Annotated in this window: 13 protein-coding genes; 5 read left to right on the plus strand and 8 right to left on the minus strand. The window is 71.7% G+C overall.

Annotated features, from left to right (window positions below):
• Nucleotides 1–22: 22 nt before the first annotated feature.
• Nucleotides 23–1,426: an insulinase family protein gene (locus ABD784_RS07990; RefSeq protein WP_344882569.1), complete on the minus strand. Its 1,404-nt coding sequence runs from the start codon at nt 1,424–1,426 to the stop codon at nt 23–25.
• Nucleotides 1,427–1,687: 261 nt separating this feature from the next.
• On the opposite strand from ABD784_RS07990, the gene ABD784_RS07995 reads away from it, so the two are divergent.
• A complete protein-coding gene (locus ABD784_RS07995) occupies nt 1,688–2,806 on the plus strand; it encodes a PLP-dependent cysteine synthase family protein (RefSeq protein ID WP_344882572.1) in 1,119 nt (372 codons plus the stop codon).
• A 127-nt stretch (nt 2,807–2,933) separates the two neighbouring features.
• Here the strand turns inward: ABD784_RS07995 and ABD784_RS08000 are convergent, their stop codons facing one another.
• From ABD784_RS08000 to ABD784_RS08020, 5 genes are read right to left on the minus strand one after another with little or no spacing between them, the layout of a single operon-like run.
• Nucleotides 2,934–3,650: a tyrosine-protein phosphatase gene (locus ABD784_RS08000; RefSeq protein ID WP_344882575.1), complete on the minus strand. Its 717-nt coding sequence runs from the start codon at nt 3,648–3,650 to the stop codon at nt 2,934–2,936.
• 5 nt (nt 3,651–3,655) lie between these two features.
• The gene (locus ABD784_RS08005; protein ID WP_344882578.1) at nt 3,656–4,249 is read right to left on the minus strand and encodes a GNAT family N-acetyltransferase; all 594 of its coding nucleotides are present in this window, start codon (nt 4,247–4,249) and stop codon (nt 3,656–3,658) included.
• Between the two features lie 29 nt (nt 4,250–4,278).
• Nucleotides 4,279–5,127, minus strand: coding sequence for a 3-hydroxyacyl-CoA dehydrogenase family protein (locus ABD784_RS08010; RefSeq protein ID WP_344882580.1), 849 nt, complete (start codon nt 5,125–5,127; stop codon nt 4,279–4,281).
• Nucleotides 5,128–5,138: 11 nt separating this feature from the next.
• Nucleotides 5,139–5,981 carry an enoyl-CoA hydratase/isomerase family protein gene (locus tag ABD784_RS08015; protein WP_344882582.1) on the minus strand — a complete coding sequence of 281 codons (843 nt, stop codon included), beginning with the start codon at nt 5,979–5,981 and terminating at the stop codon, nt 5,139–5,141.
• Between the two features lie 2 nt (nt 5,982–5,983).
• Nucleotides 5,984–7,204, minus strand: a complete 1,221-nt coding sequence (locus tag ABD784_RS08020) for an acetyl-CoA C-acyltransferase (protein WP_344882585.1) — start codon at nt 7,202–7,204, stop codon at nt 5,984–5,986.
• A 222-nt stretch (nt 7,205–7,426) separates the two neighbouring features.
• Between ABD784_RS08020 and ABD784_RS08025 the strand changes: the two genes are divergently transcribed.
• A complete protein-coding gene (locus tag ABD784_RS08025; RefSeq protein ID WP_344882588.1) occupies nt 7,427–7,870 on the plus strand; it encodes a VOC family protein in 444 nt (147 codons plus the stop codon).
• A gap of 4 nt (nt 7,871–7,874) precedes the next feature.
• Here ABD784_RS08025 and ABD784_RS08030 read toward each other — a convergent pair whose 3' ends face one another.
• Complete coding sequence (locus ABD784_RS08030; protein ID WP_344882591.1) at nt 7,875–9,329, minus strand: amino acid permease; 1,455 nt, start codon at nt 9,327–9,329, stop codon at nt 7,875–7,877.
• A 204-nt stretch (nt 9,330–9,533) separates the two neighbouring features.
• On the opposite strand from ABD784_RS08030, the gene ABD784_RS08035 reads away from it, so the two are divergent.
• The 3 genes from ABD784_RS08035 to ABD784_RS08045 all read left to right on the plus strand — a co-directional run bounded on the left by ABD784_RS08035 (nt 9,534) and on the right by ABD784_RS08045 (nt 12,723).
• Entirely contained in the window at nt 9,534–10,493 is a 960-nt protein-coding gene (locus ABD784_RS08035; protein ID WP_344882594.1) for a 1,4-dihydroxy-2-naphthoyl-CoA synthase, read from the plus strand.
• Between the two features lie 7 nt (nt 10,494–10,500).
• Complete coding sequence (locus tag ABD784_RS08040) at nt 10,501–11,688, plus strand: AMP-binding protein (protein WP_344882597.1); 1,188 nt, start codon at nt 10,501–10,503, stop codon at nt 11,686–11,688.
• 141 nt (nt 11,689–11,829) lie between these two features.
• Nucleotides 11,830–12,723: a 1,4-dihydroxy-2-naphthoate polyprenyltransferase gene (locus tag ABD784_RS08045; RefSeq protein WP_344882600.1), complete on the plus strand. Its 894-nt coding sequence runs from the start codon at nt 11,830–11,832 to the stop codon at nt 12,721–12,723.
• 3 nt (nt 12,724–12,726) lie between these two features.
• Here the strand turns inward: ABD784_RS08045 and ABD784_RS08050 are convergent, their stop codons facing one another.
• Nucleotides 12,727–12,984 carry a DUF4229 domain-containing protein gene (locus tag ABD784_RS08050; RefSeq protein WP_344882603.1) on the minus strand — a complete coding sequence of 86 codons (258 nt, stop codon included), beginning with the start codon at nt 12,982–12,984 and terminating at the stop codon, nt 12,727–12,729.
• Nucleotides 12,985–12,990: the final 6 nt, after the last annotated feature.

A 12,990-nucleotide genomic window follows, 5' to 3' on the forward strand; every position in this document is an offset into this window, starting at 1 on the left:
TCACGCCCGTCCTCGGTGACGGTCAGCCCTCCGAGTAACGGGCGGGGACTTGGAGGCGGGCCGGGACCCGCTCGCGGATCAGGCGGATGGCCTCCTCGCCCTTTCGGAACGTCGCGGCGAGCAGCGGGACCTCGAAACCGTCCGCGGTCTGGACGGACACGCCGTCGAGCACATCGTCGTCGTACGTCTCCAGGGCGACGATATCGGTCCACCGGACGAGGATTGATTCGTCGTCCAGCGTCGCCCGGAATCCGTCGTCGCCGATGACGAGGCGCGTCGAGCGGGGCTCCCGGGTGACCGTCGCCAGCATCGAGCGGCCGAAGGCCCTGCCGTCGATCGGCGGTGCCGGCCGGGGGCGGCGGACCGGGGCGACATGGCCGACGGCCGGATCCACAGACTCGTCGAGCGCGTCCTCGGGGAGACCGACCAGCAGCGTCGACTCCAGGGACTCGAGGCAGCGGCGGACGTCCTCCGGCGTCGCGCCGGTCAGGGCCGCCTCCACGGCCTCCGGCCCGGCTGGCGGCTCGTCGAACAGCAGCGAGTTCGCCTGCGCGTAGCCGTACTCGATCCGGAGTCCCGGCTCGAGGCGCTCGTGGGCGAGGGCGGCCAGAACCGCGTCGACGTCCTGCGGCGGCAGTCCCCGGTCCCGGGTCTCGCGCAGGAGACGGAGTGCCGTCTGCGCGATCTCGACGGCGTGCGCGGGGCGGGCGTCGAACGCGATCGTCACGAGATCGGTCTCGCGTGCGAGCTGGAGACGGTGGGTCTCGGCGCCATAGATCAGCGCGGCCCGCCGCCTCAGTTCCCGGATCAGCCGGCGCTCCAGACACATCAGGACGCCGCTCACCAGGGCGTCGAGTCCGCTGGACGCGCTGACCGTCCTGAAGGACAGACTCGCCTGGCGCCCGCCCGAGAGATACTCGCACGGGCCCTCCACGACCACCGGCGCCGCGACCGGAGGCAGGTTCCGGTCGCCGGACGGGAGCGCGGAGAGGTCTGCCGTCAGGGGCGGTTCCCCGGCCCAGAGCAGGACGGCGTTCTCCCGCACGAAGTAGGTGCTCGCGTACCGGGCGATCTCCTCGACGGTCAACAGCTCGAGCCAGTCCGAGTCAGCGCTGTTCAGGCCGGCGCCCCGGAGACCCATCGAGTTCATCGCGGCCTCCGCGGCGACGGGGTGGACCGGGGACGCCTCGCCCTCGGCCCGGATCACGGCCACCGCGCTGGCCAGCTCCGCGGCCGAGACCCGGCCGTCGGCGATCCTCCGCAGCGACCCGGCCAGTCCGGTCAGGCTCTCCCCGACGACGTCGCCCGGTCCGGAGAACTCGAACCTCGTGGTGCGCGACTCGACGCAGCCGTTAGTCGGGTACACCGGCTCGGGCAGCCCGTCCAGGGCCAGGTGCTCGATGACGTGGGTGATCCCTGCGGTCACGCAGCTCTCGTCTCGGGCACCCACGCCGAAGATCAAGCTCGTCTGCAGCGGTCCGAGCGGTTCCACTCGGACGGTCCGGACAGCCCCGGCGATCCCTGTTTCAGCGGTCATCTCTCCCCCAGGCCTCGTGCATCAGATGCCTCATCATAGGTGGCGCGGAGGGACGCCGGACCCGTTGTCCCAGGACAGAGGCCCGCGTCCCGGGCGCGGGGTCTCCGGGCCCGCCACGCGAGGGCCGCGGTCGACCCATAAGCTGGACGGATGAAGACTGGCTTTCCACGTTCTCAGTCCAGGAGCGCCTGGGTCGACGCCGCCGTACAGGAGATCGAGGCCGACGCGACCCGCAGCGCCGACACGCACCTGCACCGGCTCAGTCTCCCGGCGTCGTGGGGTATCGACCTCTACCTCAAGGACGAATCGACCCACCGCACCGGCAGCCTCAAGCACCGGCTCGCCCGTTCGCTGTTCCTCTACGGCCTGGTCAACGGGTGGATCACGGAGGAGACCACGATCGTCGAGGCCTCCAGCGGCAGCACTGCCGTCTCCGAGGCGTACTTCGCCCAGCTGCTCGGACTGGACTTCGTCGCCGTGATGGCGGCCAGCACCAGTGCGGAGAAGATCGAGCTCATCGAGCAGTTCGGCGGCCGCTGCCAGCTGGTGGACGATCCCGGCGCCGTCTACTCGGTCGCCGAGCGCATCGCCGCGGAGACCAGCGGACACTACATGGACCAGTTCACCTACGCGGAGCGGGCCACCGACTGGCGCGGCAACAACAACATCGCCGAGTCCATCTTCGAGCAGCTCTCCGCCGAGCGGCACCCCGTGCCGGCCTGGATCGTCGTCGGCGCCGGCACCGGGGGCACCAGCGCCACGATCGGCCGCTACGCCCGGTACCACCGCCACGGCAGCCGGCTGGCGGTGGCCGATCCGGAGGGATCGGCGTTCCTGCCGGCGTGGGAGGCGTGGCACGACGGCGGCGATCCGGCCGCCGTCGTCGGCTCGCCGAGCCGGATCGAGGGCATCGGGCGGGCCCGGCCCGAGCCGAGCTTCGTCCCCTCGGTGATCGACGTGGTGACCCGGGTGCCGGACGGCGCGTCGGTGGCCGCGATGCGCCACCTGGAGCGGCGGTTCGGCCTGAGCGCCGGCCCGTCGACGGGCACGAATCTGTGGCTGACGTGGCAGCTCATCGCCGACATGCTGCAGCGGGGCGAACGCGGCAGCGTCGTCACCCTGCTCTGCGACAGCGGGAACCGCTACCTCCGCAGCTACCGCGACCCCGCCTGGCTGGCCGGCAGGGGCATCGATCCGGAGCCGTTCGACGGCGTCATCGAGGAGTTCCTGTCCGCGGGCATCTGGTCGGGGCCCGCCCAGGAGGAGTAGGCCGCACGGGCCGATCGCCCGGGCAGGGCGAGAGCCCGCTCGGATCGGCAACGCGCAGGGCGGAAACGCGCGGGGCGGAAACGGGCGGACAGCCCGCGCAGACCGCCCTCGCAGACCTGCCGACGGGTCAGCGGAGGAGCCGCCGGACGGCGTCGATCTCGGCGTCGTCCAGGCCCGCGGCGGTGTCCCCGCCGGGACGGCGCAGGAGCGCCTCCACGTCCGTGGCGTCGAGGAACTCGCGCAACCGTCCGAGTTTGGCGTCCAGGATCGGGGCCAGCTCGGCGGGTTCCAGGTGCGATTCGTAGGGGTGCTTGACCGGGCTGACCGCGTGCCACGCGTTGATGCCGTGCAGCGCGGCGGCGTACTGCTCCTCGATCAGGTCCGTCCGTCCCGCCAGCTGCAGGGCCAGGCTGACGATGAGTCCGGTCCGGTCGCGGCCCGCGGAGCAGTGGATCACCACGGCACCGTGCTCCCCCGCCGCCGCGAGGTGTCGGAAGACGTCGACGATCCTGTCGGGGAACAACCGGAGGTTGGCGGCGTAGTAGGCGGGGTCGCTCAGGTACGCGCCCACCTGCGCCATGAATTCCTCGTTGCTCTGGTCCTCGGTCGGGCAGTTGACCACAGTGATCCCGGGCTCCCAGCCCTCCGGCAGCACGGGGTCGGTGGGGCGGCGCGAGCGCTCCCCCGGGTTCCGGAGGTCGACGACCGTGCGCACGCCGTGGTCCCGCATCTGACGCCACCCGGCGGGCGACAGCCACTCACTGCGCCGCATCCGGTACAGGCCGCCAGCGACGTGGTGGGCGTTGACGGCGCCGTCCCAGGGCAGGGAGCTGTGGTCAGCCACCGTCATCACGCGCCGGACCAGGCCAGACGGTGCCGCAGCTGCGCCCGGACCTGAGGCCACTCGGAGGCGATGATCGAGTAGACGCAGGTGTCGCGGAGCGAACCGTCCGCGGTCCGACGGTGTGCGCGCAGCACGCCGTCCAGTTTCGCCCCGAGACGTTCGATGGCCTGCCGCGACTGATGGTTCATCCAGTGGGTCCGGAACTCGACGGCCGGGCAATCGAGCGTCTCGAAGGCGTGGGTCAGGAGCAGCAGTTTGGACTCCGCATTGGTCCCCGTCCCGTGGGCCGAGCGCCGGTTCCAGGTGTAGCCGATCTCCACCCGCGGCAGCTCGCGGTCGATGTTCGCGAACGAGGTCATACCGAGGACCCTGCCGGTGGCGTCGACCGCCGTGAAGGGCATCATCTCCCCGCGGTCCCGGCGCTCCAGGCGGGCGGCGATCTCGCCCGCCATCTCCTCGGGCCTGGGCACGAGCGTGTACCAGAGGTTCCACAACTCACCGTCGCTCGCGGCGTCCACCAACCCCTCGTGATGCCTGTGCTCCAAGGGTTCGAGGGTCACGAGGCGCCCGCTGAGCGTCGGTGTGGTCCATGCGTCCATGCGCTCAGCCTAACGATGCGCCGGGCGGATCAGCTCCAGTCGAAGAAGCCCCGGCCGGACTTGCGGCCCAGCTCGCCCTGGGCGACCTTGTCCCGCAGGATCTGAGGCGGCGCGAAGCGCGGGCCCAGCGTCGACTCGAGGTACTCGGCGATGCCCAGCCGGACGTCGAGCCCCACGATGTCGGTGGTGCGCAGCGGGCCGGTGGGATGCTTGTAACCGAGGACCATGGCGTTGTCGATGTCCTCCGGGCTGGCGACGCCCTCCTCCACCATCCGCATGGCCTCGAGCGCGATCGCAACGCCGAGACGGGAGGACGCGAAGCCGGGTGCGTCGTTGACGACCACCGGCGTCTTCCCGAGGGCCTCGGTCCATGCGCGGGCATCGGCGACGAGAGCGTCCTGGGTCTGCTTCCCGATGACGACCTCGATCAGCTTCGAGGCCGGAACCGGGTTGAAGAAGTGCAGCCCCAGGAACCGTCCGGGCCGGCGCAGCTGCTCGGCGATTCCCGAGACGGAGAAGGACGAGGTGTTGGAGGCCAGCACGGCGTCCTCGCCGAGGCGCTCCTCGACGTTGCGCAGGGACTCGATCTTCAGGTCCCAGATCTCCGGCACGGCCTCGACCACGAGGTCCCGGTCGGCGAAAGCGGCGTAGTCGGTGCTCACACGCAGCCGCGCGGCGTAGTCGCCCTCGGGCAGGCCGCGCTCGATCGACTTCGCCACCGCGGACTCGACGCGGCCGCGCGCGGCCGCCGCGGCGTCGTCGTTCGCCTCGACGACGACGACGTCCGCGCCGTTGATGAGGAAGGCGTGGGCGATGCCGGCCCCCATGCGGCCGCCGCCGAGGACGCCGACTCGTGCGGGCAGGAGAACGTCGGTCATGGTCACTTCTCTCACTTCTTGGACTCGCTCGTTGGAGACTCGGTCTTCTGGGATCCAGTCTTCTTGCGGTCCAGGAACTCCTGCATGCGCCGGAACTTCTCCTCCGACTCGAAGAGCATCCCCTGGGCCAGGGTGTCGATCGCCGGGTGTGCCTCCCGTGGTGCGTGGAACACGGACTTGGTGATGCGGACGGCCAGGGGGTCCTGGGCGGCGATGCGGTCCGCCAGGGCGTGGGCTGCGTCCAGCAGATCCGGCCCCGGGACCAGCTCGGTGACGAGCCCGGCGGCCAGGCAGGCCTCGCCGTCGAGGATCCTTCCGGCCAGGAGGATCTCCTTGGCCAGCGGCTCGCCGACCAGTTCCTTCAGCCGCCACGTGGCGCCGGCGGCGGCCATGATCCCGAGGTTGGCCTCCGGCTGGCCCATCCGCAGCTCGGGCGTGCCGAGGCGGAAGTCCGCGGCGTAGGCGAGCTCCGCCCCGCCGCCGAGCGCGTAGCCGTCCAGGGCGGCGATGACCGGCAGTGGCAGCCGGGCGATCCGGTCGAAGACGCCGGAGTTGATGCCGGCGAGGGCGTCCGCACGGCGGCGCTCGCGCAGCTGGGCGATGTCCGCACCGGAGGCGAAGATCCCCTTGGCGCCCCTCGGGTTCTCCTCCGTGGGCGCCTGCGAGGGCGTCCCGGAGAGGATCAGGATCCGCGGCGTGCGCTCCAGCTCGGCGCAGACGGCATGGAGCTCGTCTACCATCGTCTGGTCGATCGCGTTTCGCACCTCGGGCCGGTGCAGCTGCACCAGGAGGCGGTCCTCGCCGGTGGTGAGCTTCAGCGTGGTGAAGTCGGCGGCATTCAGCCCTTCAGTCATGATCAAACCCTTTCCACCAGCAGGGCCGCGCCCTGGCCGACGCCGACGCACATGGTCGCCAGCCCCATCGAGCCGGGGCCGGCCTCGCGCTCGAGGCGGCCGAGCAGGGTGATGGCCAGCCGGGACCCGGACGAGCCGAGCGGGTGGCCGAGGGCGATCGCGCCGCCGTCGTTGTTGACGACCTCCGGGTCGAGCCCGAGCTCCCGCATGCAGGCGAGCGACTGGGAGGCGAACGCCTCGTTGAGCTCGACGGCGGCCACGTCGGCCAGGGTGCGGCCCGTGCGCTCCATCAGCTTGCGGGTCGCCGGGACCGGCCCCATGCCCATGATCTCCTGGGGCAGGCCGGCTGAGGCACCGCCGAGGATGCGGGCGCGCGGCGTCAGCCCGTACTTCTCGAGGGCGGCCTCGGAGGCCACGACGATGGCGGAGGCGCCGTCGTTGAGGGTGGACGCGTTGCCGGCGGTGACCACCGAGCCGCCCTCGACCACCGGACGCAGGCCGGCGAGGACCTCGGCGGTGGTGCCGGCGCGCGGGCCCTCGTCGGTATCGACGACCGTGACCTTGCCCTTGCGGCCCTTGACCTCCACCGGAACGATCTCGTCGGTGAAGCGGCCGGCCTCGATCGCGGCGATCGAGCGCTCGTGGGAGCGGACGGCGAACGCGTCGCAGTCCTCGCGGGAGACGTCGAAGGCGCGGGCGACTTCCTCGGCCGTCTCCGGCATCGAGTAGGTGGCCTTGCCGTCGCGGGAGAGCTCGCCGGAGAGGAAGGCCGGGTTCGGGAAGCGCCAGCCGATCGAGGTGTCGTAGACCTGGCCGGGCTTGGCGAACGCCGTGGCGGGCTTCTCCATGACCCACGGGGCACGGGACATGGACTCGACGCCGCCGGCGACCACGATGTCCGCGGCACCGGCGGCGATCATGTGCTGGGCCATCGTGATGGCGGACATCCCCGAGGCGCAGAGCCGGTTGACCGTGATGCCCGGGACGGTGTCCGGGTAGCCGGCGAGCAGCCACGCCATGCGGGCGACGTTGCGGTTCTCCTCGCCGGCGCCGTTGGCGTTGCCGAGGATCACCTCGTCGACGACGGCGGGGTCCAGGCCCGCGCGCTCGACGGCGGCGCGCACCGTGAGGGCTGCGAGGTCGTCCGGGCGGACCGAGCTGAGGACGCCGCCGTAGCGGCCCACCGGCGTGCGGGCCCCGCCCACCAGGAATGCTTCTGCCATGGATGCTCCTTCGGATCCCCGGCCTCCAGCCGACGGATGGCCTGCCGGAGACGGACTCGGGCCGCGGGCGGCTGCCGCCGGGCCTGCGGATTGCGGACTGGGTGGCCGGGCGATTTACCGACCGTTCGTTCACTAATAGTGTCACCGGTCACCGCGCCGGTCAACTGCCCACCCCCGCCCGGATCCCTTGCCACGGCCCGGGTGCGCGTCTAGGTTGACCCCATGAAGCCCACTCTTCAGATCGTCCTGGACTGCGCCGATCCGCACGAGCTCGCCGCCTGGTGGGCCGAGACGCTCGAGTGGGAGGTGGAGCCGAGCAACGAGGACTTCATCCGCAGGATGATCGCCGACGGCCACGCCACCGACGCCGACACTCGCGAGTTCCGCGGGACCCTGGTCTGGCGGGAGATGGCAGCGCTCCGGGAGCCGGGCGGGCCCGGCCGGATGCTCTTCCAGCTGGTGCCGGAGCCCAAGACCGTCAAGAACCGGATGCATCTGGACCTGCACCTGGGCCCGGACGGCCAGGGCACCGACGAGGCCGGTCGGGACGCCGCCCGCGACGGACTGGTGGCCCGCGGCGCCACATTCCTCTACTCCGAGCGCCAGGGGCCGTTCGTCTGGCACACGCTCGCGGACCCCGAGGGCAACGAGTTCTGCATCGCCTGACTCTCTAGGAGTAGAGCTCGCTGGCCGGCTTGTTGTGCCGGACGCGGAGCCATCCGAGCCACAGGGCGAGCCCGAACAGCGGGATGCAGGCGATCGTGTAGAGACCGAGGCGGAACACGTCCCCGGTGGCCGGGTCTACCCGGGTGTCGAAGGCGACGAGCACGCCGATGAGCAGCAGCGCGCCGAGGCCCGCCCAGCTGGTCCACGGCGAGCCGGGCATCGGCAGCGAGGACACGAGGCCCTTCTTCCGGCGCAGTCCGAGCTGGGAGGCGAAGATGGCGCCCCAGGTGCAGAGCACGCCGATCGAGGCGGAGTTCAGCGCCAGCTCGAACGCGTACGTCCCGCCCAGCCAGATGTTCAGCAGGATGCCGAAGAAGTAGAGCACCCCGACCGTCAGGATGGCCGCGTAGGGCACGTGCCGGCTGTTCATGCGGGCCAGCCACACGGGCGCGTGGCCGTTGTGGGCCATGGCGCGGAAGACGCGGCCCATGGAGTACAGGCCGGAGTTGCACGAGCTGAGGGCCGCGGTGATCACCACGATGTTCATCGCGTCGCCGATCCACGACGCGCCGATCTGGGAGAAGACGGTGACGAACGGCGACTCGCCGGCACTGTAGGCGTCGTGCGGCAGCAGCATGGCCAGCAGCGTCACGGAGCCGACATAGAAGACCACGATGCGCAGCACCACCGCGCGGATGGCCTTGGGGACCTCGCGCTTGGGGTCCTGCGCCTCGCCCGCCGTGATGCCGACCATCTCGATGCCGTTGTAGGCGAAGATCACCGAGTTCAGCACGAGGATCGAGACCATCACGCCGTTCGGGAACAGGCCGCCCTCGGAGGCGAAGAGGTTGGACACGGAGGCGGTGTGCTCGCCGATTCGGGCGTTGAGCACCACCAGGACGGTGCCGACCACCAGGAAGATGACGATCGCCGAGACCTTCAGCAGCGAGGCCCAGAACTCGGTCTCGCCGAAGGCCTTGGCGCTGAAGAGGTTGATCGAGACCAACAGGAGCAGGGCGGCGATCGCCGCGACCTCCAGAGGCACGTTCGGGAAGAAGAACTGGAAGTAGAGGCCGATCGCGATGAGCTCGGCGATACCCGTCATGACCCAGTTCAGGGCGTACATCCAGCCGGAGAGGTAGGCGCCTTTGGCGCCGAACATCTCCCCGGCGTAGCTGACGAACGAGCCCGATGTGGTCCGGTACATGACGAGCTCGCCGAGCGCGCGCATCAGGAAGTAGGCGATGACGCCGGCGAGCGCGTAGGAGACCAGCAGGGCGGGGCCGGTGGTGGCCAGGAGCCCGCCGGCGCCCAGGAACAGGCCGACGCCTATGGCGCCGCCCATCGCGATCATCTGGATGTGCCGACGGGAGAGGGACTTCTGGTAGCCCTCGGCGGTGAGGGCGGTGGTGGTTTCCGGGACGGGGGTTCTCGCGTCCGGACGCAGGGATTGAGACACGCGCGCTTTCCTTGTGGGTTAGCAGATGAGGGGATGCCACGGGCCCCGCCGGGTGCGGCGGGAGGGGCGACAGCGCAATAGTGTAGACCTCGTCACTGGGAACGAAGGCCGGCGGGGACGGGCACCTGCCGGCACCCACCTGCCGGCACCCACCTGCCAGCACCGTCCTGCCAGCATCAGGGGGCCCGGGATTAGACTCGGTCCGTGACCACTGACCCAGCTTCCGTGCCCCCGAAGGTCTCCGACGTGTTCGACCCGGCGCAGTGGCGCCGCGTCGACGGCTTCGACCTGCAGGACGTCACCTACCACCGGCAGGTCGAGCGCGACGCCGGCGGCCGGATCGTCCGCGACCTGCCGACCGTGCGCATCGCCTTCGACCGACCCGAGGTCCGCAACGCCTTCCGCCCGGGCACCGTCGACGAGCTCTACCGAACCCTGGACCACGCGCGGATGACACCGGACGTGGCGACCGTCCTGCTCACGGGCAACGGCCCCTCCCCGAAGGACGGCGGCCACAGCTTCTGCTCCGGCGGCGACCAGCGCATCCGGGGTCGCGACGGCTACCGCTACGCCGACGGCGACTCGGCCGAGACGATCGACCCGGCCCGCGCCGGCCGCCTGCACATCCTCGAGGTCCAGCGGCTGATGCGCACCATGCCCAAGGTCGTCATCGCGGTGGTCAACGGGTGGGCGGCCGGCGGCGGGCACTCGCTGCACGTGGTGGCGGACCTGACGATCGCCTCCCGGGACCACGGGAAGTTCAAGCAGACCGACGCGACGGTCGGCTCGTTCGACGCCGGCTACGGCTCGGCGCTGCTCGCGCGGCAGGTGGGCCAGAAGTTCGCCCGCGAGATCTTCTTCCGCGCCAAGACGTACACGGCCGAGGAGATGGTGGCCATGGGCGCCGTCAACGAGGCGGTCCCGCACGAGAAGCTGGAGGAGGTCGCGCTCGACTACGCGGCGGACATCGCCCGCCAGTCGCCGCAGGCCATCCGCATGCTCAAGTTCGCGTTCAACCTGGCCGACGACGGGCTCGCCGGGCAGCAGGTCTTCGCCGGCGAGGCAACCCGCATGGCCTACATGACCGACGAGGCCGTGGAGGGCCGGGACGCCTTCCTGCAGAAGCGCGACCCGGACTGGTCCGCGTTCCCCTACTACTTCTAGGCGCCCCATGCCCACCGACACCGTCCAGCGCCTGCTCGGCGCCCTCACCGATGCCCTCGGCGGCGGGCCGGCCGTGGAGCCCGTGGACTCCGGCACGCCGGGGGCCCCGGAGATCCTCCGCCCGGACGACGCCGGCGCGGAGACCGCCGTCGTCATCCGCACGTCCGGGTCCAGCGGCGCGCCCAAGCGCACGGCGCTGAGCGTCGAGGCGCTCGCTGCGTCCTCCGAGGCGACCGCCCGCTACCTCCGGGCCGAGGGCCAGTGGCTGCTGGCCCTGCCGACGCACTACGTGGCGGGGGTCTCCGTCCTCACCCGGAGCCTGTTCGCCGGGACCCAGCCGGTCGCCGTCGACCTGGCCGAGCGCTTCACGCCGGAGCGGTTCGTGCAGGCCGCCTCCGCCCTCACGGACCGGGTCCGGATGACCTCGCTGGTGCCCACGCAGCTGCAGCGCCTGCTGGAGGACCCCGCGCCGGAGACACTCGCCGTCCTGCAGCGGTTCGACGCGATCCTGGTCGGCGGCGGCCGCACGCCCGAGGCGGTACGGGCGGCGGCCGCCCGCCACGGCCTGCGGATCCACCTCACGTACGGCATGAGCGAGACCTGCGGCGGCTGCGTCTACGACGGCGTGCCGCTGCCCGGCGTCGCCGTGTGCGAGACCGACGGCCGGCTCTCCCTCGGCGGGCCCATGGTCGCCACGGGGTACCTGGGCGACCCGGAGCGCACCGCCGCCCACTTCGGCACCGACGCGGACGGCCTGCGCTGGTTCCTCACCGACGACGTCGGGACCTACATCCCCGACCCGGCCCCCACCGCTCCCCCGGCCGGGGCCCTCGGCGAGTACGACGGCGGCGCCCCCGACCCGACCACCGGCACGGGTCTGGTCACGGTCGAGGGACGGATCGACGACGTCGTCATCACCGGCGGGGTCAAGGTCTCCGCCGGCGCGGTGCAGCGGGTCGTCGAGGCCGCCCCCGGCGCGGGTGACGCGCTGGTGGTGGGCATCCCGGACGAGCACTGGGGCGCCGTCGTAGCGTTCGCCTACACGGGCGACGCAGACGGCGAGGACCTGGTCGCCGCCGTGCGCGCCGAGCTCGGCCCGGCGGCGGCCCCGAAGCGCTGGAAGCGGCTGCCGGCCCTCCCCCTGCTGCCGAACGGCAAGCCGGACCGGCAGGCCGTCCTCGCGCTCCTCGCGTAGCCGGGCGGGTCCCCGGCACCGATTCGGACAATCACGCCCCCGAGGCGGACAATGGGGCGTCGGAATTCCTCCGGAGCCATCCTCCGGAGCTGCGCGGCACCGGCCGGCAGTCGACGCAGGAGCAGGCAGAGGAGACGTTCAGTGGCAACCGTGGGGCAATGGATCGCAGGCGCGCGGCTGAGGACACTGCCGATGGCGGTCGCACCGGTGCTCGTCGGCACGGCCGCCGCGTACGAGGTGGACGAGCAGCTCCACTGGGAACGGGCCCTGCTGGCCGCGTTCGTGGCGCTGCTGCTGCAGATCGGCGTCAACTACGCCAACGACTACTCGGACGGCATCCGCGGCACCGACGACCAGCGCGTGGGACCGTTGCGGCTGACGGCCTCGGGCCTGGTGCCCCCGCAGCGGGTGAAGGCCGCCGCGTTCGCCTGCTTCGGCGCCGCCGCCGTGGTCGGTCTGGGCCTGGTCCTGATCTCGCAGGCGTGGCCGCTCCTGCTGGTGGGGCTGGCGGCCATTCTCGCCGCCTGGGGCTACACGGGCGGGGCGAACCCGTACGGCTACCTGGGTCTGGGCGACCTCTTCGTGTTCCTGTTCTTCGGGCTCGTCGCCACGCTCGGCACCACGTTCACGCAAGTCCTCCAGCTCACCGGGCCGGCCTGGATCGGCGCGGTCTCCACCGGCCTGATCGCCTCCGCACTCCTCATGGCCAACAACGTGCGCGACATCCCCACCGACCGCGAGGTGGGCAAGCGGACCCTGGCCGTCCGGCTGGGCGACGAGTGGGCGCGGGCGAGCTATGTGCTGATGCTGGCCCTGGCGATCCTGCTGCCGATCATGCTGGTCGGCGAGTACCCGTGGCTGCTGCTGGTGGTGCTGGCGGCGCCCCTGTGCCTGATGCCCTCGTGGACGATGCTCCGCTCCACCGAGCGGCAGGCGCTCATCCCCGTCCTCAAGCAGACGGGCGCCATCAGCCTGGCCTACGCGGCGCTGTTCGCCGCCGGACTGGTCATCACGGTGATCCTGCGGAACGTCTGACCGTCAGTCCCGATCCTCGGCGGCCGCGTCCTCCTCGGCGATCCTGTTCCGGCGCGCCTTGCGGTCCCCGGACATCCGGGCCGCGAGCTCCTGCGACGCGGCGATGCGCAGCCGGTTGAAGAAGAGGTAGCTGACCGCGAAGGCCACCACCAGGCCCACCACGGCGCTGAGCCACAGGTTCCACGCCAGCCCCCAGTAGAGGCCGGCGAAGACCGCGGCGAAGAGGGCCAGACGCAACAGGGTGAACTTGAGAAACTGCACCCGCCC

The sequence above is a fragment of the Zhihengliuella alba genome, from assembly GCF_039538765.1.
Taxonomy (GTDB): domain Bacteria; phylum Actinomycetota; class Actinomycetes; order Actinomycetales; family Micrococcaceae; genus Zhihengliuella; species Zhihengliuella alba.